The sequence below is a fragment of the Mycobacterium genavense ATCC 51234 genome (assembly GCF_000526915.1).
GTDB lineage: Bacteria > Actinomycetota > Actinomycetes > Mycobacteriales > Mycobacteriaceae > Mycobacterium > Mycobacterium genavense.
Genome location: NZ_JAGZ01000003.1, coordinates 276979 through 299366, shown reverse-complemented (window position 1 = coordinate 299366; position 22388 = coordinate 276979). Strand labels below are relative to the sequence as shown.

General features: G+C 68.9%; 19 protein-coding genes and 2 pseudogenes. 14 read left to right on the top strand and 7 right to left on the bottom strand.

The features are described 5' to 3' along the window. Positions 1 to 41: 41 nt before the first annotated feature. On the top strand, positions 42 to 896 hold the full coding sequence (locus T428_RS0109115) for a GNAT family N-acetyltransferase (protein ID WP_025736237.1): 855 nt from the start codon (positions 42 to 44) through the stop codon (positions 894 to 896). Positions 897 to 905: 9 nt separating this feature from the next. Here the strand turns inward: T428_RS0109115 and T428_RS0109110 are convergent, their stop codons facing one another. Continuing rightward, complete coding sequence (locus T428_RS0109110; RefSeq protein ID WP_025736236.1) at positions 906 to 1412, bottom strand: hypothetical protein; 507 nt, start codon at positions 1410 to 1412, stop codon at positions 906 to 908. 131 nt (positions 1413 to 1543) lie between these two features. Here T428_RS0109110 and T428_RS0109105 point away from each other — a divergent pair, with 131 nt between their 5' ends. The 6 genes from T428_RS0109105 to T428_RS0109080 all read left to right on the top strand — a co-directional run bounded on the left by T428_RS0109105 (position 1544) and on the right by T428_RS0109080 (position 7943). Continuing rightward, entirely contained in the window at positions 1544 to 3373 is a 1830-nt protein-coding gene (locus T428_RS0109105; protein WP_036467587.1) for a penicillin-binding transpeptidase domain-containing protein, read from the top strand. A gap of 41 nt (positions 3374 to 3414) precedes the next feature. Next, positions 3415 to 3999 carry a DUF1707 SHOCT-like domain-containing protein gene (locus tag T428_RS0109100; protein ID WP_025736234.1) on the top strand — a complete coding sequence of 195 codons (585 nt, stop codon included), beginning with the start codon at positions 3415 to 3417 and terminating at the stop codon, positions 3997 to 3999. 104 nt (positions 4000 to 4103) lie between these two features. Continuing rightward, the gene (gene map / locus T428_RS0109095; protein ID WP_025736233.1) at positions 4104 to 4961 is read left to right on the top strand and encodes a type I methionyl aminopeptidase; all 858 of its coding nucleotides are present in this window, start codon (positions 4104 to 4106) and stop codon (positions 4959 to 4961) included. Between the two features lie 4 nt (positions 4962 to 4965). Beyond that, on the top strand, positions 4966 to 6465 hold the full coding sequence (locus T428_RS0109090; RefSeq protein ID WP_025736232.1) for a cobyric acid synthase: 1500 nt from the start codon (positions 4966 to 4968) through the stop codon (positions 6463 to 6465). Positions 6466 to 6543: 78 nt separating this feature from the next. After that, positions 6544 to 7107, top strand: a complete 564-nt coding sequence (locus T428_RS0109085; RefSeq protein ID WP_036467585.1) for a hypothetical protein — start codon at positions 6544 to 6546, stop codon at positions 7105 to 7107. Positions 7108 to 7214: 107 nt separating this feature from the next. Then, entirely contained in the window at positions 7215 to 7943 is a 729-nt protein-coding gene (locus tag T428_RS0109080) for a gamma-glutamyl-gamma-aminobutyrate hydrolase family protein (RefSeq protein ID WP_025736230.1), read from the top strand. On the opposite strand, the gene T428_RS26745 is transcribed toward T428_RS0109080, so the two are convergent. The 4 genes and pseudogenes from T428_RS26745 to nicT all read right to left on the bottom strand — a co-directional run bounded on the left by T428_RS26745 (position 7940) and on the right by nicT (position 12064). After that, a complete protein-coding gene (locus T428_RS26745; RefSeq protein WP_051465173.1) occupies positions 7940 to 8854 on the bottom strand; it encodes a PPE family protein in 915 nt (304 codons plus the stop codon). The genes T428_RS0109080 and T428_RS26745 overlap by 4 nt on opposite strands. A gap of 169 nt (positions 8855 to 9023) precedes the next feature. Then, positions 9024 to 9197: a hypothetical protein gene (locus T428_RS33225; protein WP_169733634.1), complete on the bottom strand. Its 174-nt coding sequence runs from the start codon at positions 9195 to 9197 to the stop codon at positions 9024 to 9026. A gap of 524 nt (positions 9198 to 9721) precedes the next feature. After that, on the bottom strand, positions 9722 to 10855 hold the full coding sequence (locus T428_RS0109060) for an alkaline phosphatase family protein (protein ID WP_025736228.1): 1134 nt from the start codon (positions 10853 to 10855) through the stop codon (positions 9722 to 9724). 104 nt (positions 10856 to 10959) lie between these two features. Next, a pseudogene (nicT, locus tag T428_RS26740) lies at positions 10960 to 12064 on the bottom strand (Nickel transporter NicT). A 101-nt stretch (positions 12065 to 12165) separates the two neighbouring features. Here nicT and T428_RS0109050 point away from each other — a divergent pair. Next, a complete protein-coding gene (locus T428_RS0109050; protein WP_025736227.1) occupies positions 12166 to 12660 on the top strand; it encodes a Fur family transcriptional regulator in 495 nt (164 codons plus the stop codon). Here the strand turns inward: T428_RS0109050 and T428_RS35705 are convergent. Beyond that, positions 12643 to 13703: pseudogene (locus T428_RS35705) on the bottom strand (mycothione reductase). The gene T428_RS0109050 and the pseudogene T428_RS35705 overlap by 18 nt on opposite strands. Before the next feature lie 321 nt (positions 13704 to 14024). Then, positions 14025 to 15041: an alpha/beta hydrolase gene (locus tag T428_RS0109040; protein WP_025736226.1), complete on the bottom strand. Its 1017-nt coding sequence runs from the start codon at positions 15039 to 15041 to the stop codon at positions 14025 to 14027. A gap of 121 nt (positions 15042 to 15162) precedes the next feature. On the opposite strand from T428_RS0109040, the gene mqo reads away from it, so the two are divergent. From mqo to cobA, 6 genes are all read left to right on the top strand, one after another. Then, on the top strand, positions 15163 to 16650 hold the full coding sequence (mqo, locus tag T428_RS0109035; protein ID WP_025736225.1) for a malate dehydrogenase (quinone): 1488 nt from the start codon (positions 15163 to 15165) through the stop codon (positions 16648 to 16650). Between the two features lie 97 nt (positions 16651 to 16747). Then, positions 16748 to 17218 carry a GNAT family N-acetyltransferase gene (locus T428_RS0109030; protein ID WP_025736224.1) on the top strand — a complete coding sequence of 157 codons (471 nt, stop codon included), beginning with the start codon at positions 16748 to 16750 and terminating at the stop codon, positions 17216 to 17218. After that, positions 17215 to 19053: a magnesium chelatase subunit D family protein gene (locus T428_RS0109025; RefSeq protein WP_025736223.1), complete on the top strand. Its 1839-nt coding sequence runs from the start codon at positions 17215 to 17217 to the stop codon at positions 19051 to 19053. Before T428_RS0109030 ends, T428_RS0109025 begins: the two co-directional genes overlap by 4 nt. A gap of 28 nt (positions 19054 to 19081) precedes the next feature. Beyond that, positions 19082 to 19696, top strand: a complete 615-nt coding sequence (gene cobO, locus T428_RS0109020) for a cob(I)yrinic acid a,c-diamide adenosyltransferase (protein ID WP_025736222.1) — start codon at positions 19082 to 19084, stop codon at positions 19694 to 19696. Then, the gene (locus T428_RS0109015) at positions 19693 to 21066 is read left to right on the top strand and encodes a cobyrinic acid a,c-diamide synthase CobB (RefSeq protein ID WP_025736221.1); all 1374 of its coding nucleotides are present in this window, start codon (positions 19693 to 19695) and stop codon (positions 21064 to 21066) included. The genes cobO and T428_RS0109015 overlap by 4 nt, the downstream gene beginning before the upstream one ends. A gap of 81 nt (positions 21067 to 21147) precedes the next feature. Further along, positions 21148 to 22374 carry a uroporphyrinogen-III C-methyltransferase gene (gene cobA, locus T428_RS0109010; protein ID WP_025736220.1) on the top strand — a complete coding sequence of 409 codons (1227 nt, stop codon included), beginning with the start codon at positions 21148 to 21150 and terminating at the stop codon, positions 22372 to 22374. The last annotated feature ends 14 nt before the right edge of the window (positions 22375 to 22388 follow it).

Sequence of the window (22388 nt, the reverse complement as noted above, 5' to 3'; positions counted from 1 at the left end):
CTTACTGGCCCCTTCGGTTCGCACCACAGAGAGTTCGCCAGATGTCGGCTCCGCCCCTGTTTCGCCTGGTCGGCGACAGACGGGTGTCCGTGGTGCGCGACGCCGCCGCCGCGTGGCGGGTACTGGACGAGGACCCGATCGCGTCCTGCATGGTCGCCTCTCGGGTCGCCGATCACGGGATCGACCCCGGCGCGATCGGCGGCGAGCTGTGGACCCGCCGCGTCGCCGACGAGTCGCTGTGCTTCGCCGGTGCCAACCTGATCCCGCTGCGCGGGCTGCCGGCCGACCTGAACGCGTTTGCCGACGAGGCGATGAGCGGGACGCGTCGCTGTTCGTCGCTGGTCGGGCGGGCCAGCCTGGTGCTGCCGATGTGGGAACGGCTCGAAACGGCCTGGGGCCCGGCGCGAGGCGTGCGCGAACGTCAACCGCTGATGGCGCTGACCAAACACCCGATGTGTGACCTCGACCCCGAGGTGCGCCAGGTGCGCCCCGAGGAGCTGGACGCCTACCTGGTGGCCGCGGTCGACATGTTCATCGGCGAGGTCGGCATCGACCCGCGGCTCGGCGACGGCGGCCGCGGCTACCGCCGCCGGGTGGCCAGCCTGATCGCGGCCGGGCGGGCGTGGGCCCGGTTCGAGCAGGGCCAGGTCGTCTTCAAGGCCGAGGTCGGGTCGCAATCGCCCGCGGTCGGCCAGATCCAGGGCGTGTGGGTGCACCCGGAGTGGCGCGGGATGGGGCTCGGCGCCCGGGGCACCGCGATGCTGGCCGCCGTGATCGTGGGCAGCGGGCGCATCGCCAGCCTGTACGTGAATGACTTCAATGAGGTGGCCCGGGCCGCCTACGCGCGGGTGGGCTTCGCCGAGGTCGGCACCTTCGCCACCGTCCTGCTGGACTAGCGGTACCCCTCAGCCACGCCGCCGCGTGGCGTCGCCGGAGCGGCCCCGGAGCCGCGGCACCCACGCGGGACCCTCGATGTGGTCGGGGATCAACCAGAAGCCGAGGGCGAAGTTGTAGCAGAACACCACCGCCCACCCCAGGATGGCCGCCGGGGTGAATCCCATCGGTCCGGGGGCGTGCTGAGCACCGGCCATCGCGGCCACGATCACGAACCCGAGCGCGGTCGTCGCGGTGACGGCACAGAACAGCAACGCCAGGCGTCGATGCGTCGCCGACCCGGCCGCCGCCGCGCCCAGGCTCATCAGCACCCAGCTCAGTGTCGGGGTCAACGGGATACCGGCCAGCGAGAACGTGGCCCCGTCGGGCGCAACGAGAACGACCCCCGCCAATCCGACGATCGCGACAACGAAGGCCTCGGCAACCAGCAGCCATCGACCCTTGCGCCACCGCGGCGGGCTGACGCTGACCCGGCGCAGGTTGTCGGTCTCGTTCGGTCCTCGCGTGTCGCGCGCCATTCCCGTCTCCCTGAACTGTCGCGGTATTGAGTTCGAGGTACCCGGGAATCGCGGCAGCACGCGCCACATCACGGTTGGGTCTCGGTGTGTCGACGTCGGTGCGGGGCCCCACCTTCTTAACATCAGCAACGATGGCCACAAAAACCTCATCAGTATCAGTTGTTTCGGCCGCCGGGGTCCTGCTGCTCGTCGCGGCCACCGCGCTGGCCGGATGCACCCCGCGGCCCGACGGCCCGGGCCCCGCGGCGGAGAAGTTCTTCCGCGCCTTGGCCGTCGGTGACACTGCGACGGCCGCCCAACTCAGCGACAACCCCAACGAGGCCCGCGAGGCGCTCAACGCGGCCTGGGCCGGGTTGCAGGCGACCCACCTGGACGCGCAGATCCTCGGCTCCAAGTACGCCGAGGACACCGGCACGGTCAACTATCGGTTCAGCTGGCACCTGCCCAAGAATCGGATGTGGAGCTATGACGGCCAGCTGAAGATGGCCCGCGACGAGGGGCGCTGGGAGGTCCGATGGACGCCCGGCGGCCTGCATCCCAAGCTGGGCGAGCATCAGACCTTCGCGTTGCGGGCCGACGCCCCCCGGCGCGCGTCGGTGAACGAACTCGGCGGCAGCGATGTGCTGGCACCGGGCTACCGCTACCACTACACGCTGGACGCCAGCAAAGCCGGACCGCCGCAGTCGCTGAGCTTCACCACCCACTCGATCGTCGACGTGCTGCGGCCGTTCAACGACACGCTGACCGACCCGCAGCTGCTGGCCGAGCGGGCCAGCTCGACCACCGACCAGGTGGACCTGGGTGTCACGCTGCTGCCCGTCGACAACGACAAGGTGTTTCCGATCATCGGCAGACTGCCCGGCATCGTGGTCACCCCCCAGGCCGACATGTTGCCGACCGACCCACATTTCGCGCCCGCCGTCATCAGCGAGGTCAAGAAGGCCGTGATCGACGAACTCGACGGTCAGGCCGGCTGGCGGGTGGTCAGCGTCAACCAGAACAACGTCGACGTCGCGGTGCTGCACGAGGTCGAGGGCGCGCCGGCCCCGTCGGTGTCGATCACCCTGGACCGGGTGGTGCAGAACGCCGCCCAGCGCGCGGTGGACAACAACGGCGGCAAGGCGATGATCGTCGCGATCAAGCCGTCGACGGGGGAGATCCTAGCGATCGCCCAGAACGGCGCGGCCGACGCCGACGGGCTGCCCGCCACCAACGGCCTGTTTCCGCCCGGGTCGACGTTCAAGATGATCACCGCCGGCGCGGCCGTCGACCGTGACATGGCCACGCCGAACTCGATGGTCGGGTGCCCGGGCCATATCGACATCGGGCACCGCACGGTGCCGAACTACGGCGGCTTCGACCTGGGCGTGGTGTCGATGTCACGCGCGTTCGCCAGTTCGTGCAACACCACGTTTGCCGAGCTGAGCAGCAAGATGCCGCCCCGGGGTCTGACCCAGACGGCGTCCCAGTACGGGATCGGGCTCGACTACACCGTCGACGGCATCACCACCGTCACCGGGTCGGTGCCGCCGACGGTCGACCTGGCCGAGCGCACCGAGGACGGCTTCGGTCAGGGCCGGGTGCTGGCCAGTCCGTTCGGCATGGCCCTGGTCGCGGCCACCGTCGCCGCCGGGAAAACGCCTGTGCCGCAATTGATTGCAGGGCACCCGACGACGGTCGAGGGCGACAGCACCCCGATCAGCCCGAAGATGATCGATGCGCTGCGCCCGATGATGCGGCTGGTGGTGACCAACGGGACCGCCAAGGAGATCAACGGCTGCGGCGAGATCTACGGGAAGACCGGGGAGGCGGAGTTCCCGGGCGGATCGCACTCCTGGTTCGCTGGATACCGGGGCGATCTGGCGTTCGCGGCGCTGATCGTTGGGGGCGGCAGCTCGGAGTGGGCGGTCCGGATGACCAAGTTCATGTTCGAGTCGATGCCGCCCGGTTATCTGGCCTGAGCGCTGGCTCGCTGGGGCCACAACAGCGGTAAATTGCGAACATGACGGATACCGGCGGGGACATGGTGACGTTGCGCGTGTCCGACGCGGACCGCAATGGGACGATGCGCCGAGTGCACAACGCGGTTGCGCTCGGGCTGATCGATATCGACGAGTTCGAACAGCGCTCGTCGCGGGTGTCCTACGCGCGCACCCAGGGCGAGTTGGACGGCCTGGTCGGAGACCTGCCCGGGCCCGGCGCGATCGTCACCTCGGCGGCCGACCGGATCGAACTGCGCGGCTGGGCCGGATCGCTGCGCCGCCACGGCGAATGGACGGTGCCCACCCGGTTAGCGCTGGTGCGCCGGCTGGGGTCGGTCAAACTCGAGCTCACCAAGGCCCGGTTCGCCGGGCCGGTGGTGGTCATCGAGCTCGACGTCCGGTTCGGCTGGGTCGATATCTGGTTACCGGATGGCGCCAGCGCCTCGATCGACGACGTCGAGGTCTACGGCGGCAGCGCCCGCGACCGGCGCAAGGATACCCCCGGCGAGGGCAGGCCGCATGTGGTGCTGACGGGGCGGGTGGTGTGCGGGTCGGTGACGATCCGGGGACCACGCCGCTCGCTGCTGCACCGCCGCGGAGCCTGACGGCCCAGGGGTGTGCATCGAGGGCGTCCTCGTTGCACACTCGCCAGCGTCACTACACACTCGACGGCCGACGTAGGTGCGCGGCCTGCGATTAAGCTAGTGGGATGCCTGTTCGCACCGCGCTTTCGCCCGGCGTGTTGTCCCCGACTCTGCCGGTGCCCAACCGCATCCCGCGGCCCGAGTACGCCTGGAAGCCGACGGCCAAGGAGGGCACCGAGCCGTGGGTGCAGACACCCGAGGTGATCGAGAAGATGCGCGTCGCGGGCCGGATCGCGGCCGCCGCGCTGCAGGAGGCCGGCAAGGCCGTTGCCCCCGGGGTCACGACCGACCAACTCGACCGCATCGCCCACGAATACATGATCGACCACGGCGCCTACCCCTCGACGCTGGGCTACAAGGGCTACCCGAAGTCGTGCTGCACGTCGCTCAATGAGGTGATCTGCCACGGCATCCCCGACTCGACGGTGATCGAGGACGGCGACATCGTCAACATCGACGTGACCGCCTACATCGACGGCGTGCACGGTGACACCAACGCGACGTTTTTGGCCGGCGATGTGTCCGAGGAACACCGGCTGCTCGTCGAGCGGACCCGGGAGGCGACGATGCGGGCGATCAACGCCGTCAAACCCGGGCGGGCGCTGTCAGTCGTCGGCCGTGTCATCGAGGCATACGCAAACCGGTTCGGGTACAACGTAGTTCGCGACTTCACTGGACACGGAATCGGCACCACCTTCCACAACGGACTGGTCGTGCTGCACTACGACCAGTCGTCGGTCACCACCGAGATTCAGCCGGGAATGACGTTCACCATCGAGCCGATGATCAATCTCGGCGCGCTGGACTACGAGATCTGGGACGACGGGTGGACCGTGGTCACCAAGGACCGCAAGTGGACCGCGCAGTTCGAGCACACCCTGCTGGTCACCGACACCGCCGCCGAGATCCTCACGCTGCCGTGAACCCTTGAACGGCGCTCTGTTGGTCGCGGGCACCAGCTCCGACGCCGGAAAATCGGTGCTCGTCGCGGGCCTGTGTCGATTGCTGGCCCGCGACGGCGTCCGCGTCGCGCCCTTCAAGGCGCAGAACATGTCCAACAACTCCGCGGTCACCGTCGAGGGTGGCGAGATCGGCCGGGCTCAGGCGATCCAGGCCCGCGCGGCGGTACTGGAGCCCAGCGTGCGGTTCAACCCGATCCTGCTCAAGCCGGGCAGCGACCGGACGTCACAACTGGTGATCCGGGGCTGTGTCGCCGACTCCGTCACCGCCGCAAGCTATTTCGAACATCGCGATCGGCTCGCGAAAGTCGTCGTCGACGAGTTGGCCTCGCTGCGTGACGAATTCGATGTGGTGATCTGTGAAGGTGCCGGATCGCCGGCCGAAATCAACCTGAGGACAACCGATTTGGCCAACATGGGATTGGCCCGGGCCGCGAACCTGCCGGTCGTCTTGGTCGGCGACATCGACCGCGGCGGCGTGCTGGCGCACCTGTTCGGTACGGTCGCGGTGCTAGAGCCGGAAGACCAGGCGTTGATCGCGGGTTTCATCGTCAACAAATTCCGCGGCGACCCCGCGCTGCTGGAACCCGGGCTGCGCCAACTTTTCGAACTGACCGGCCGCCCCACCTACGGGGTGCTGCCCTACGCCGACGACCTCTGGCTGGACGGCGAGGACTCGCTGTCGGCGCTCGCGCATCCCGTCGTCGGCCGGCCGGCGCCGCCGCGCGGCGGCGAGTGGCTGCACGTCGCCGCGGTGCGCCTGCCCCGGATCTCCAACTCGACCGACATCGAAGCGCTGGCGTGCGAGCCGGGCGTGCGGGTGCGCTGGATCGGCGACCCGGCCGACGTGACCGACGCCGACCTGGTGGTGATTCCGGGCAGCAAAGCGACCGTCGCCGACCTGCACTGGCTGCGTGAGCGCGGCCTGGCCGGCGCGATCGCCGAGCATGCCGGGTACGGAAAGCCGGTGCTGGGCGTCTGCGGCGGTTTGCAGATGCTGTGCCGGCGCATCGAGGACACGGTGGAGTCCGGCAGCGGGGAAGTGGCCGGGCTTGGGTTGCTGGACGCCGACGTCGTCTTCGGCGAGCGCAAGACGCTGCGCCGCTGGCAGCACCCGCTGAGCGGTTACGAAATCCACCACGGCCGCCTCGTCCGATGCGACGAGGCGGCCTGGTTCGATGTCGATGGGCAGCCACACGGCATCACGCGTGGAGCCGTCTTCGGCACGCATTGGCACGGCCTGCTGGACAACGACGACTTTCGGCGGGCGTGGCTGAGCCGCGTGGCGGCCGCCGCCGGGCGGACAAAGTTCGTTGTCGCCGACGACACCGACGTCGCGGCCCGACGCGACGCCCAGCTGGACGTGGCCGCCGAGTTGCTGGCGTCTCACCTCGATGTCGACGCCGTCCTGAGCCTGCTCGTCGGCCCGCCGCCGCGACCGCAGCTCGCAAGCCGGCTGCGGCCGTAGGTCCGCCGGCTCGCCGGGGACGGCGGGAGAAACCTCGCGCGGTGCCAATGTTGGCTGTAGCGTGCGTAAGTGCCCTCGATGATGACCACGCTCGACGGGTTTCCCGTCCCGGTGCGCGTGTCCGGTCCAGAGAAGGGTGTCGTCGTCGTCATCCTCGGCGATGAGCGACGGGAGCTGGCCGCCTATGACGCGGTCTGCGAGCGCCTTCACACCGCGTCGCTGCGCACCATCGTCATCGGCCTGGACCCGCGGCTGACCCCGAAGTCGGTGATCGGCATCCTCGACGGCCTGGGCGTCGGCCGCGACGTGGTGACCGACTTTCCGGCCGACCGCGCGGGCGGCGACATCGCCTGGGAACTCGCGGCGACCAAGCTGGGCCGATTCGTCGGCCTGGTCGTCGTCGACCGCGGACATCCGTGCGTGGCCGACGTCCACGGCGTGGTCCGCGACGAGCACTGCCCGCCGGTCGAGATCGGCACCACGGCGCTGGTCAGCACGCCGAACGGGCGGACGGTCGCGCGTAACAGCCAGCGGTTCGTCTATGCCGACTACCGCAGCGTGGAAATGCTCGGCCGGCGCAGTGCCCAGGAGTCGACCGCGCAGCTGGCAGCCGAGATCGTCTTGCGCGCCAGTACCTGGTAGGACCGGGTCGGCGCGCAGTCATAGGGGAGCGTTGTTCGGCGACAACGTGGTCGCGCAGTCAAGGAAAGGATGCCTGCGGCGTGAACGCCTCTGGAATGCGGCGGCCGGTGCTCGGCCTGACCAGTTATCTCGAGCAAGTGCAGTCCGACGGGTGGGACATCCCGGCGGCATATCTGGGCGCCAACTATGTCGAGGGCGTTACCAGGGCGGGCGGCATCGCGGTGCTGTTGCCGCCGCAGCCGGTGGACCACGAAATCGCCGAGAGCGTGCTCGACCACCTGGACGGGCTGGTGATCACCGGGGGATACGACGTCGACCCGGGCGCCTACGGCCAGCAACCGCATCCCAAGACCGACGCGCCCCGCACGATGCGCGACGCGTTCGAATTGGCGCTGTTACGGGGCGCGCTGGAGCGCGGGCTGCCGGTGCTGGGCATCTGCCGCGGCACCCAGATGCTCAACGTCGCGTTCGGCGGGACGTTGCACCAGCATCTGCCCGACGTGCTCGGACACCGCGGCCATCACGCGGGCTATGGGCGTTTCACCAAGCTGCCGGTCACCACCGTCGCGGGCACCAGGCTTGCCGGGTTGCTCGGGCCCACCGCCGATGCGTGGTGCTATCACCACCAGGCCGTCGACAAGGTCGGTGACGGCCTGATCGTCAGCGCCTGGGACGCCGACGGTGTCGTCGAGGGGCTGGAAGTACCCGGGGACGATTTCGTGGTCGCCGTGCAGTGGCATCCCGAGCAGTTCCTCGACGACCTACGGCTGTTCCACGCGATCGTCGATGCGGCGAGCTCCTACGCGTCGAGCACGCGGACGCCGTCTCGCCGCTAACGGGTCTGCGGCCACTTCGGCGGCTCACCGGTCGCCACCAAATGCATTGGCTCGTAACACCAACCGCGGGACGCGGGGACCGGGCGTGGCGTCTTGGCGATCCAGCTCCGCGGCACCGACAGTGGCCCGATCGACGCCGCGCGCCCAAGGCCCGACACCGCACCGCGACTGCGATTCGGCAAACGGGCCGACAAGGTCGCGGCTCTTTTCAGCGCCGCGCGCTTGTTCCGGGAATTCAGGTGGTTGATCGCGAAATCCGACGGCGCGCACAGCGAACCGAGCTTCGACAGTGACGACGTCACCGGCAACAGGCACACATCGAACGTCGTCGGTGGTGCCGCCCACAGCGCATCGAGAGCGTGGGGAATCGCCGAGATCACTTGCCGGCCAGTGGAGATGACGTCCGGTGCCACCCTCTGTTCCCGGCCGCCCCGGCCGGCCTGCGGCGGCGATGCGAACGGCGTCACCCGCGCGGCATCGGCGCACGCCCGGGCATAGACGTACATCGCGTCGCCGTCCTGGGCCCAGATCTGGTCGCAATCGCTGTCGGCCTTGGCGATCGCCGGGCCCGATTGTCCCAGATAGTTCGTCTTTGCCAGCCAGGTCCACAGCATGCGGTTGGCCTGGATCGCCGCCGGGGGTACCATCGCCGCCAACGCCAGCTGGAACGCGCCGGCAGCCGACTTCGCTTGAGCTGCCGTCCGTTCGGCTTGTGCGGCAATGTAATTCAGCCATTCAGGATAGACCGTGGTCGCGGGATTCAGCTTCGATGTCACGGAAATATAGTGTGCCGCTGCGCTATTCAGGCTCGCCGCCAGACCCTCCCATGCCACTGCGGCGTTCATCATCGACCATGAGCCGGGGCCGGTAAACATCAGCGCCGAGTTGGCTTCCGGGCGGTAGGGCTGCAAAATCCATTGCTATCTCACTTCGAGGGTAGTCGAGCATTGTGAAAACATGGGGTTTCCCTTCAAGACATAGCTGCGAAATAGAACGCCGCGCTGGGCCGTCGGGCTTCGCTTCTGTGCAAGTTGTAATAGGACTCACAACACCGCACGGTGCGCAGTGAGGCCCTATCAGCTACGAGTTACTGCAGAGCAGTGCCAGTATTTCGGGATCGCCGCATTCGGCCGCGGGTGCGCCGGTGTGCTCTTCGCGGGATTGAAAGACCGTGCCGGAAAACGAAACCGGCAGCACCGACAACAGCGAGTGCGATGCCAAGCGCGGCCACACCTCCGGTCGGTCGTGCGTCATCCACATGCTGCGGAACGGCTTCCTTTTGGCCGGTGACACATCCCATGAACTGGCATGTTGCCGGCGGATCGCGCTATTGGTCTGCGCGTGCCCGGAATTCGGGGTCGCCTGTGACCATGCCGCGGGTTCCGGCAGGGTGGCCGCCGAAAATTGGGACCGCAACGAAGAACCGGCGACGAGACTGGCGAACAAACTGAGTGCCGCGATGACGGCGATGGCCGGCTGCCACCGCCGAGTGTGACCTGCGCCTCGAACCTTCACAGTGGGCCGACTGTACCCGACGAACCTGGTGATGGGTCGGCTCTAGCTGTGAGGTCGATTCGAGTCTGTTGTGTAATTCGATTCCGACTACCGGTGCTTGATTTGCTATGTGCGACCGGTTATTTCGTGTCGGTTCGGGGGTCGATGAGCCCGTTGAACCGCGAGACGAAGTGAATTCCGTCGACGTAGTCGAATGTCACGCGCTCGAGCACCTCACGCACGGCGCGGACGACGGCGGTCTAACACCACCCGTCGACAACTGTTCACCCGGCGAAGACGATCAGCGGGATCGCCATTTCGGCCTCGGTGGCTCCGCCGTGAAACCCGATGAGCCGTGCGGCTTCCGGAGGCTCGCGCTTGGTGGCCAGCACCGCGGTGTCGCCGGTGCAGATCACGACGACGTCGCCGATGCGGGCCAGATGCGCGGGATCGACCGGTCCGAAGATTCCGGAGGCCACCGCCTGCTCGCGGCTGTACACCTCGGCCCGGCCGTCGAGCAGCTCACTCCACGTCGCCTGTACGTCGGTCGCCGCGCCCGGGGCGGTGTGCAGGTAGCGTACCCGCGGCTCACCCGCGACCACCCGGATTCCCGCGCCGAGCCGATCGTCGGTGTCCAGGTCGACGCGGGCTCGCGGCGGGACGTTGAGACCGCCGTGGTCGGCGGTGACCAGCAGGGCCGCGGTCGCGGGCTGCGCATCGACCAGGCGGGTCAGCAGCGCGTCGATTCGTGCGGCCGCCGCATGCCAGTGCGGCGACCCGATACCGAACACGTGTGCGGCGGGGTCCAGCTCGGCGGTGTAGGCGTAGACCAGGCCCGGCGCCGCGCGCAGCTCGTCGATGACCTGCTGGGCGTAGTCGTCGTCGGGGTTGTTGGGGCGAAAGTCGGCGCCGCGATAGGCCGCATCCGTCAGCCCGCTGCCCATGAACAGCGCCGGCAGCACCGCCCGCGCGGCGACCCCGCAGCGGCGCAGCCGCTCGAACCAGGTCGGCAACGGCTGCCACTGCGCCGCTGGCGGGTCGTCGCGCCAGTAGATGTGGGTGAGCACCCGTTCGGTACCGGGGACGTTGAGGGTGAAGCCCAAGATGCCGTGCTGGCCCGGCCGCGCACCGGTGCCCAGCGACACCAGGCTGCTCGGGGTGGTCGACGGGAAGGTGCTGCTGAGCTGGGTCATCCGCCAGACGCCGCCGGCCAGGACTGAGGCCAGCAACGGTGCGCTGCTCGCCAATTCCGGCAGCAGGTGCCTACCCAGGCCGTCCACTAACACCACGGCGACCCGATCGACCTGTTCGGCAACCGATTCCGTCACCCCCAGCCGGTCGACGGCGCCCGGGACCGAAAGCAGGGCGGCCGCCGCGGGAAGCACGTCGCACAGCGAACCAGGCGCGGGAGCGGGCATGGCCTCAGTCTGGCACGGGGCCGTCGGCAGCTCACCGCGTCGTCAGCACCGTTATTGAAAACGACTGTGCCCCAAGTGATTCGATGCTCACACTCGGTGCGAAGCTATGGCATGCTCTCGGCGGGGGCGGTCCATCTGTCCTCGAGGCGGCCGTAGCGCCAGACGAGCAGCGCGACCACCCAGGTGGCCACGAAGATGCCGACGATGACGAAGCCGACGGTGTTCAGGTCAAGACCGGACAGCCAGTCCCAGAACGGGCCCCGCCACCCCAGCTGCCCGGCGAACAGGTCCAGCAGTTCGAGGCTGCCGATCAGCAGCGCGACGACGACGGACAGCCCGGTGATGGTGATGTTGTAGTAGATCTTGCGCACGGGATTGGACAGCGCCCAGCCGTAGGCGAAGTTCATGAATGAGCCGTCGATGGTGTCCAGCAGACACATGCCGGCGGCGAACAACACCGGCAGACACAGGATCGCGTACCAGGGCAGCCCGGCCGCGGCGCTGGTGCCGGCCAGCACCAGCAGGGCGACCTCGGTGGCGGTGTCGAAACCCAGCCCGAACAGCAGGCCGATCGGGTACATGTGCCAGGACCTGGTGATCGAGCGCGTCAAGCCGCCGAGGAACCGGTTGACAAACCCGCGGTTGTCCAATTGGCGGTCCAGCTCGGTTTCGTCGAACTCGCCGCGGCGCAACCGCAGCAGCACCCGCACGATTCCGACCAGCACGACGACGTTGAGGATGGCGATCAGGTAGAGGAACACCCCCGAGACGCCGGTGGCGATCAGCCCGGTGTAGTGATGCAGCGCCGAGGAGTCGTCCTCGACCGGCCCGACGATCGCCTTGGCCCCGATCGCCAGCGTGAACACGACGGTGGAGTGGCCCAGCGAGAAGAAGAACCCGACCCCAAGGGGGCGCTGTTAGTCGCTCATCAGTTTGCGGGTGGTGTTGTCGATGGCCGCGATATGGTCGGCGTCGAAGGCGTGCCGCAAACCGAGGGCGTACGCCGTCAGCCCAACCCAATGCCAAAGGCCTTGCCGCCACGCTGAGTCGCACCGGCTCAACGATCAAAAGCAGGGTGAACCAGCCGATGAGATGTAGCGCGACGATCACCGCCAGCATGACCGCCAGGCGGCCCCATTCCGCCCTCGTCAGCGCCCTGCGCAGCCGGGCTAGCCTGGTGCGCGCCGCGGCGAGCTCGGTGGTGGCCACCGCCCGACTTTAGGGTCGGTCACCAGCTGGATGCAAGTGAGTTGCAGGACGCCGGCCACTCGGGACTGGCGATCGGCAATGCCGGGCGCAACACTGGACGGGTGACGTCCAACCCGTCGGAGCTCGATCCCGCGGTCACCCAACGCATCGGCGACTTCCTGCGCGCCCGCGGGTTGCGGCGGATGACCTCACGCATTCAGGTGCTGGCGGTGCTCGAACCCGTCAACGGACACCTTTCCGTCGCCGAGATTCACCGGCGGGTGCGTGCCGGCCTGCCCGCCGGCGCTAAACCACCCGACGTGGCCACCATCTACCGCACGGTGACCACCCTGGTCGAGCAGTCGGTGTTGCATGCGCTGACCCTCGACGACGGCGTCACGACCTACGGGCTGGCCACCGCCCCGCATCACCACGCCGTCTGCACGCAGTGCGATTCGATCATCGAAGTGCCCGCGCGTCAGCTCAGTTCCGCGCTCGAACACGCGATGCAGGGCAGTGCGTTCGCCTTGTCGGCCCGCGCCGGCCTGACGTTGCGTGGCCTGTGCCCGCAGTGCCAGCAGGGCGGCCCGGCGGTGAAGTCAGCGCAGACCCAGTAGCGCGTTCTCCACCACCTCCGGCAGCGCCGGGTGGATCCAGTACTGCCCGCGGGCCATCTCCGGGGCGGTCAGCCCGAAACTCATCGCGCCGATCAACGGCTGGATGATCGACGAGGCCTGATGGCCCATGATGTGGGCACCCAGCAACCGCCCGGTGCCGCGTTCGCCGATGAGCTTGACGATCCCGGTGGTGTCCTCCATTGCCCAGCCGTAGGCGACGTCGCCGTAGTCCTGGATCTTCACCGAGATTTTGAAACCCTGTGCAATGGCTTCGTTTTCGGTCAAGCCCACGCAGGCGATCTGCGGATCGGTGAACACCGCGGACGGCACGAAGCGATGGTCGCTGACCGCCATCGCCGCGGTGTCGTCCCAGTCGCACAGCAGGTTGTGCTGCACCACGCGCGCCTCGTGGTTGGCGACGTACTTGAGCTGATACCTCGACGAAACGTCGCCGAGAGCGAAAACCCCACGCGCTGTGGTCCTTTGGTACTCGTCGACGACCACCAGACCGTCCTCGACGGCGATGCCGGCCTGCTCGAGGTCGAGTTGATCGGCGTTGGAAACCCGGCCGGTCGCGACCAGCATGGCGTCGGCGTTGATGGTGTGGCCGTTGTCGAGGTGCACCGCGACGCCCGAGCCGTGGTTCTCGGCGCTCACCACATTGCGGTGGGTGTGCAGTTCCCACTTGCTCGACGCGATACGGGTGAAGCGCTTGCACAAAGTGTCGTCGCAGTGTCGCAGTAGCGCGGAGCCGCGGACCACCAGCGTGAGCGGGCTCCCAGCGCGGAGAAGATGTGAGCGAATTCGGCGGACACGAAGCCGCCGCCGACGATCACCAGATGCTCTGGGAATTCGGCGATTCGCATGATCGTGTCGCTGGTGTAGTAGTGCGCGCCGCACTCGAGGATCGCCGGGGGGATCACCGCCCGTGCCCCCGCGGCGATCACCACCTGCTCGGCCGTGAACTCGTCGCCGGTGTCGGTGCGCAGCAGGTAGCGCCCGTCGGCCCGGACCGGGCCGAATCGGGTGTGCTGCTTGTACACGTCGATATTGGGCGTGGAGCTGCGGTAGTCCTCACCGCCGGCCCCGATCGGATCGATGCGTCCGAACACCCGCGATACGATGTCGTCCCAGCGCACCCCCCGATGTGCGCGTCGATGCCGAAACGCCCTGCCTCCCGGATGGATTGCGCGACCTCGGCGGCGTAGACGAACATCTTCGTCGGGATGCACCCGACGTTGAGGCAGGTGCCGCCGAAGGTGCCCTGGTCGCAGATCGCCACCCGCTTGTCGGCGAAGCGGTCATCGAGAATGCTGTTGCCCGAACCGGTTCCGATGATCGCGACGTCGTAGGCCTCCAAGCCGTCACCCCTTCCCGAAGACGGCCGAGGCACCGTTGTCGGCGGCGCGCAAATAGCCGTCCAGCCAGATATCCAGCTCCCGATAGGCCAGCGCGCGCGGTCCCTCCAGGGAGAGGAACACGTCGTGTTTGGCGTCGGCGACCGGAACGACGGTGCTGCGGTTGCCGATGCAGCCCGCCCAGCGGGCGATCTGGGTAACGTCGAGCACCGCGTCGCCGCGTTGCATCGCCATCGCGTCCGCCGTTTCGGGCACGCTGTGGTCCGAACGCAGGATCAGGTTCGGCACCCCCACGTCGAGGCCGCGGTGCAGCCGGGCCTGGCCGCGGCGCACGGCGTGCAGCCAGCCCGCGGTAATAGGGAAGCCGCCCAACGGTTTCCATTCCAGGTTGTAGTCGAACTCGCCGTCGTAGTCGCGGTGCAGGGTGGTGCCGTAACCGCCCTTGCTGGTGCCACGCAGCACGGCTTTGGAACGGACCCGCGACAGGCCGGCGATCATCGCCGAGGTCAATCCCAGGCGTAGCACCGCCGGGCCGTGCAGATCCAGGAACGGGCTGTTGAGAACCAACCCGCCGATGCCGGCGTGCGCCGTCGCGTCATGCCGGCGCAGCCGGTCCAGCCACAGCGGCACGATCAGCCCGCCGGTGGAATGGCCGTACATCAGGACCGTGACGTCATGGGCCTGTTCGCCGATGATGGCCAGCGCGCGTTCGAGTTCGGTGTCGTAGTGCGCGAGATCGGTGATGAAGTGCGGGGTTTGGCCGTCGCGCCGGGACCGCCCGCACTTCTGCAGGTCCAAGGCGTAGAAGGTGAAACCGCGGTTGGTGAAGTGGTCGGCCAGCGCGGTGTTGAAGAAGTAGTCGGTGTAGCCGTGCACCGTCAGCACCGCGTGCTCGGGGCCGCTGGGCTGTGGACCGCGCCGGATCAGGGTTGCGACGATGTCGCCCTCGCCGGCGGGATCGGGTCCCAATGCGATGGTGTACTGCCAGTATCCAGGCAGGACATCGGGCACCCAGCCAGTCACCAGGCCAGCTTAGCGTGGCGGTCGCTTTTGCTGATGGCGTCCGGTTCAAGTCGTTTCTACCGCGCCGGTCGGGATAACCTGAGGACCGGCCACCCACGGCGAGGAAGGACCGGCATTCTCGGTGTCAGACACGACGGCGCGCACCGACGTCGCGCTGGTCGGCGCCGGCCTCATGAGCGCCACCCTGGCCGCCCTGCTGCGGCGGCTGGAGCCGGACTGGTCGATCACCGTGGTCGAGCGCCTCGATGCCGTCGCCGCCGAAAGCAGCGGCCCGTGGAACAACGCCGGCACCGGGCATGCCGGGCTGTGCGAGATGAACTACACACCGGAGCGCCCCGACTCCCAGGGGTCGATCGACATCACCAAGGCGGTGACGATCAACGAGCAATTCCAGGTGACGCGCCAGTTCTGGGCCTACGCCGTCGAGAACGGCATCCTCACCGATCGGGGCTTCCTTCACCCCGTCCCGCACGTCAGTTTCGTGCACGGCGCCCGGCGGGTCGACTATCTGCGCCGCCGTCAGCGGGCGCTGGCGCCGAACCCGCTGTTCGCCGGCACGGAATTGATCGACGACCCCGCTGAATTCACCCGCCGGCTGCCGTTCATGGCCGCCGAACGCGACTTCTCCGAGCCGGTCGCGTTGAACTGGGCGCCCGACGGCACCGACGTCGACTTCGGGTCGCTGACCAAACAACTCATCGGCTACTGCGTGCGAGGCGGCGGCACCGCGCTGTTCGGCCACGAGGTCCGCAACCTGACCCGTACGGCCGACGGCGGCTGGACGCTACACATCGTCAATCGCCGCACCGGCGAAAAGCGCAGGCTGAACGCCAGATTCGTGTTCGTCGGGGCCGGTGGCGAGGCGCTGCCGCTGTTGCAGAAGTCCGGCATCGGCGAGGTCAGGGGCTTCGCCGGCTTCCCGATCGGCGGCAAGTTCCTGCGCACCGACAACCCGGCGCTGACCGCCGGCCACCGGGCCAAGGTCTACGGCGTCCCCGCAGCCGGGGCCCCGCCGCTGGGGGCGCTGCATCTGGACCTGCGGTTCGTCAACGGCAAGTCATGGCTGGTCTTCGGGCCCTACGCCGGTTGGTCGCCTAAGTTCTTGAAGCATGGCCACCTCAGCGATTTGCCCCGGTCGATCAGGCCGGACAACGCCGTGTCGATGCTGGGGGTCGGCATCACCGAGAGGACGCTGGTCGGTTACCTGCTGCGCCAACTGCGCCTCACCGAACGCGACCGGATCCAGGCGCTGCGCGAATTCGCGCCCAGCGCGCGGACTTCGGACTGGCAGCTGACGGTGGCCGGTCAGCGCGTGCAGGTGATCCGGCGGGCCAGGGGTAGCGGCGGGGCGCTCGACTTCGGCACCACCGTCGTGGGCTCGGCCGACGGCAGCATCGCGGGTCTGCTCGGCGGCTCGCCCGGCGCCTCGACCGCGGTGCCGATCATGCTCGACGTGCTGGCCAACTGTTTTGCCGGCCGCTATCAGTCCTGGCTGCCCAAGCTCAAGGAGATGGTGCCCTCGCTGGGCGCCCGGCTGTCCGACGAACCGGCGCTCTACGACGAGGTGAGAATGTGGAGCACCCGGGTATTACAGTTGAACGCCTCATGAACCGCGCCGGACGGCTTTGCCAAGTGTTAGGAGGAGCGGCGCCGATGGCGTGCGAGGTCGACGATGCAGCGCGCAGCGATGAACAGGAGCGGCGCCCATGACCGAAGCGCTACGCCGCATCTGGGCCAAAGATCTTGACGCGCAAACCCTTTACGGGCTACTGAAGCTGCGGGTAGAGGTGTTCGTCGTCGAGCAGGCCATCTCGTACCCGGAACTGGACGGGCGCGACCTGCTCGCCGAGACCCGGCACTTCTGGCTGGAAACGGCTGACGGCGAGGTGATCTGCACGCTGCGGCTGATGGAAGAGCACGCCGGCGGCGAGAAGGTGTTCCGGATCGGGCGGCTGTGCACCAAACGCAGCGTGCGCGGACAGGGGCACACCACTCGGCTGCTGCGGGCCGCGCTGGCCGTGGTCGGCGACTACCCATGCCGGATCAACGCGCAGACCTATCTGGCCGACATGTACGCCCAACACGGATTCGTGCGCGACGGCGACGATTTCCTCGACGACGGCGTTCCGCACGTCCCGATGCTGCGGCCCGGTTCCGGCGTGGTGGCCAAGCCGTGAAGTCCTACCCGTTCAGCGCGATCGTCGGCCACGATCAGTTGCGGCTGGCGCTGCTGCTGTGCGCGGTGCGGCCGGAAATCGGCGGCGCGCTGATCCGCGGCGAGAAGGGCACCGCCAAGTCGACGGCGGTGCGCGGGCTTGCCGCGTTGTTGGCGGCGGCGACCGGGGGTAACGGCACCGGCGCCGGCCTGGTCGAAATGCCGCTCGGCGCAACCGAAGACCGGGTGATCGGCTCGCTGGATCTGCAGCGGGTGCTGCGCGACGGCGAGCACGCCTTTTCGCCCGGATTGCTGGCGCGCGCGCACGGCGGCGTGCTGTACGTCGACGAGGTGAACCTGCTGCACGATCACCTGGTCGACGTGTTGCTCGACGCCGCCGCGATGGGCCGGGTGCACATCGAACGCGACGGCATCTCGCACTCGCATGAGGCGCGGTTCGTGTTGATCGGCACGATGAATCCGGAGGAAGGCGAGCTGCGCCCGCAGCTGCTCGACCGATTCGGGCTGACGGTCGACGTGCACGCCTCCCGCGACGTGGACGTGCGGGTCGAGGTGATCCGGCGGCGGATGGCGTACGAGGCCGACCCGGATGGCTTCGCCCACCGCTACGCCGCCGACGACGCCGAGCTGGCCCGGCGGATCGCCGCGGCCCGCGCGCTGGTCGACGATGTGGTGTTGGAAGACAACGAGTTACGGCGCATCGCGGCGCTGTGTGCGGCGTTCGACGTCGACGGGATGCGCGCCGATCTGGTAGTGGCGCGCACCGCGGTCGCGCACGCGGCCTGGCGGGGTGCTCGCACGGTCGAGGAGCAGGACGTCCGGGTGGCGGCCGAACTGGCGCTGCCGCATCGGCGCCGCCGCGACCCGTTCGACGATCCGGGCATCGACCGCGAGCAGCTGGACGAGGCGCTGCAGCGGGCGGGCAACGAGCCGGAGCCCGATCCCGATCCGCCCGGCGGCGGTCAGTCCGCCGATGACCCTGCCCCGCAACAGGACTCGCTGCCCAGTAGGAAGTCGCAACAGCCCAAGACGCGGCCGAGCGGCCCGCCGTCGAAAACGTTTCGGGCCCGGGCGTTGACGGTTCCCGGTGTCGGCGAAGGTGCGCCCGGACGACGGTCGCGGGCCCGCAACCGCTCGGGCAGCGTGATGGCCACCGCGTACGCCGACGACCCCGGCGCCCACGGACTGCACTTGTTCGCGACTCTGCTCGCGACCGCCGAAAGCGCCGGGGCGGGTCCACTTCGTCCGCGACCCGACGACGTCCGCCGCGCGGTCCGCGAGGGACGCGAAGGCAACCTGGTGATCTTCGTCGTCGACGCGTCGGGGTCGATGGCCGCCCGCGACCGGATGGCCGCGGTCAGCGGTGCCACCCTGTCGTTGCTGCGCGACGCCTACCAACGACGCGACAAGGTCGCGGTGATCACGTTCCGCGGCCACGATGCGCGACTGCTGCTGCCGCCGACGTCGTCGGCGCACATCGCCGGCCGGCGACTGGCCCGAATAGATACCGGCGGCAAGACCCCGCTGGCCGAGGGCCTGCTGGCCGCGCGTGAGCTAATCATCCGGGAGCGGGCGCGCGACCGGGCACGCCGTCCCCTGGTGGTGGTGCTCACCGACGGGCGGGCCACCGCGGGCCCGAATCCGTTGGGCCGCAGCCGAATCGCCGCCGCCCGGCTGGTCGCCGAGGGCGCGGCGGCTGTGGTCGTAGACTGCGAAACATCCTATGTGCGACTGGGATTGGCCGGGCAGCTGGCCGGCCAACTCGGTGCACCGACCGTCCGGCTCGAGCAACTGCACGCCGACCATCTCACGCGGGCCGTGCGCAGCGCGGCCTAGCGGCCGCAACAAGAGGAGTCCTGCCCTTATGCCACAGGGAATCCCACCGCAGGTCCCGGACGACGGGCTGAGCACCCGGGCTCGGCGCAACCGGCCGTTGCTGGCGGTGCACACCGGCGACGGCAAGGGCAAGTCGACCGCGGCGTTCGGAATGGCGTTGCGCGCGTGGAACGCCGGCCTGGACGTCGCGGTGTTTCAGTTCGTCAAGAGCGCGAAGTGGAAGGTGGGCGAGGAAGCCGTCTTCCGCCAGCTGGGCCGGCTGCACGACGAAAACGGCGCCGGGGCAGCGGTGGAATGGCACAAGATGGGCAGCGGCTGGTCCTGGTCGCGTAAGGCCGGCACCGAGGACGACCACGCGGCCGCGGCCGCCGAGGGCTGGGCCGAGATCGCGCGCCGGCTGGCCGAACAGCGGCACGACTTCTACGTGCTCGACGAATTCACCTACCCGCTGAAGTGGGGCTGGGTCGACGTCGACGAGGCGGTCGACGTGTTCACCGACCGCCCCGGTCATCAGCATGTGGTGATCACCGGACGCGCCGCCCCGCCGCGGCTGGTCGAGGCCGCCGATCTGGTCACCGAGATGACCAAGGTCAAGCACCCGATGGACGCCGGACGCAAGGGCCAGAAGGGCATCGAGTGGTGAACGCCCCAGCGGTCGTCGTCGCCGCGCCCGCGTCGGGCAGCGGAAAGACCACGATCGCAACGGGTTTGATCGGGGCGCTGCGCCGAGCCGGGCATACCGTCGCCCCGTTCAAGGTGGGCCCGGACTTCATCGACCCCGGCTACCACGGGCTGGCCGCGGGTCGGCCCGGACGCAATCTCGATCCGGTGCTGGTGAGCGAATCGCTGATCGGCCCGCTGTACGCGCACGGCGCCGCCGGCGCCGACATCGCGGTGATCGAGGGGGTGATGGGGCTGTTCGACGGGCGGATCGGGCCGGACCCGGCGTCCCCGCCGCCGGGCTCGACCGCGCACGTCGCCGCGCTGGTGGGCGCGCCAGTGATCCTGGTCGTCGACGCGCGGGGCCAGAGCCACAGCATTGCCGCACTGCTGCACGGCTTTTCGACATTCGACGCCGCGACCCGGATCGCCGGGGTGATCCTCAACCGGGTGGGTTCACCCCGACACGAGCAGGTTTTGCGCCAGGCCTGCGAGCACACCGGCATCCCGGTACTGGGTGCCATTCCGCGTACCGCCGAATTGGAGCTGCCGACAAGGTATTTGGGCCTGGTCACCGCGGTCGAGTACGGGCGGCGGGCCCGGCTCGCGGTCGAGGCGATGACCGCCCTGATCGCGCGGCACGTCGACCTGGCCGCGGTGAGGGCGGTCGCGGGCAGCCGTGTCGACGTCGCGCCGTGGGATCCCGTTGCCGCGGTGGGGCAGACGTCCGGTCGCCGCGCCACCGTCGCGATGGCCGCCGGCAAGGCCTTCAGCTTCGGCTACGCGGAACACGCCGAGTTGCTGCGCGCCGCCGGCGCCGAGGTGGCCGAGTTCGACCCACTGGTCGACACATTGCCCGCCGGCACCGATGCGGTGCTGCTGCCCGGCGGTTTCCCCGAGCAGTTCACCGCCGACCTGTCCGCCAATAATGTTGTGCGACAGCAGATTCGCGATCTGGCCGCCGTCGGTGCGCCCGTGCACGCCGAATGCGCCGGGCTAATCTATCTGGCTTCCGAACTCGACGGGTACCCGATGTGCGGGGTGCTGGGCGGATCTGCGCGGTTCACCCCGCGGCTGAAGCTGGCGTATCGCGACGCGGTCGCGGTGGTCGATTCGGCGCTGTATGCCGCCGGGGCGCGGGTGGTCGGACACGAATTCCACCGCACCGAGCTCACCTTCACCGAGAGCTACCAGCCCGCCTGGGTCTACCGCGCCTCCGACGCGCCGCCGATGCGCGACGGTGTCGTGCATGCCGGGGTGCACGCGTCGTATCTGCACACCCACCCGGCCGCGGCGCCGGAAGCGGTGGCGCGTTTCGTCGCGGCGGCCGCGGCGGAGGGCTCGCGTACGTAACCCCACGGTGCAAATCGAGGCGAAAAATCGCCGTGGCGTTACGTTCGCGGTGTCGGAGGAGGCAGCTATTAGGCTTGCCGGGTGACCGAGAGCCCCTACCTCGTTGGATTGCGGCTGACCGGCAAAAGGGTCGTCGTGGTCGGCGGAGGCACGGTCGCCCAGCGCCGGCTACCCCTGCTCATCTCCAGCGGCGCCGACGTCCACGTGATTACCCGCAGCGCCACCCCGGCCGTCGAGGCGATGAGCGGCATCACCTTGACGGTGCGCGAATACCGCGACGGCGATTTGGACAGGGCCTGGTACGCGATCGCGGCCACCAACGACGCCGCGGTCAACGAGGCCGTCGTCGCCGAGGCCGACAGCCGCCAGATCTTCTGCGTGCGCGCCGACATCGCCATCGAGGGCACCGCGGTGACCCCGGCGTCGTTCGAGTACGCCGGGCTGTCGGTGGGCGTGCTGGCCGGCGGCGAGCACCGCAGGTCGGCGGCGATCCGGTCGGCCATCCGCGAGGCGCTGCAACGCGGCCTGATCACCCCCGAGGGCCCGGTGAGTTCCGACGTCGTGCGGGGCGGGGTGGCGCTGATCGGCGGCGGCCCCGGTGACCCCGAGCTGATCACCGTGCGCGGTCGGCGGCTGCTCACCCAAGCCGACGTCGTCGTCGCCGACCGGCTGGCCCCGCCCGAATTGCTGGCCGAGCTGGCGCCGCATGTCGAAGTCATCGATGCCGCCAAGATCCCGTACGGCCGGGCCATGGCCCAGGACGCGATCAACGACGTCATGATCGAGCGGGCCCGGGCGGGACGCTTCGTGGTCCGCCTCAAGGGGGGCGACCCGTTCGTGTTCGCCCGCGGCTACGAGGAAGTCATCGCGTGCGCCGACGCCGGCATTCCGGTCACCGTGGTGCCCGGTGTGACAAGTGCCATAGCGGTGCCTGCCCTGGCGGGTGTTCCGGTCACGCACCGGGCGGTAAATCACGAGTTCGTGGTGGTCAGCGGCCATTTGGCGCCCGGGCATCCCGAATCGTTAGTGAATTGGAATGCATTGGCGGCGTTGTCCGGCACGATTGTTTTGCTGATGGCCGTCGAACGCATCGAACTGTTCGTGGACGCGTTGATGCAGGGCGGTCGACCTGCGGATACGCCGGTTCTGGTGGTTCAGCATGGAACGACGCCGGCGCAGCACACGTTGCGGGCCACCCTGGCCGACACGCCGCGGAAGGTCCGCGCGGAAGGGATCAGACCTCCCGCGATCATCGTGATCGGGCCCGTAGTAGGCCTGGGTGACGTTCGGGGTTTAAACGATTCTTAAGATTACTGTAAGGT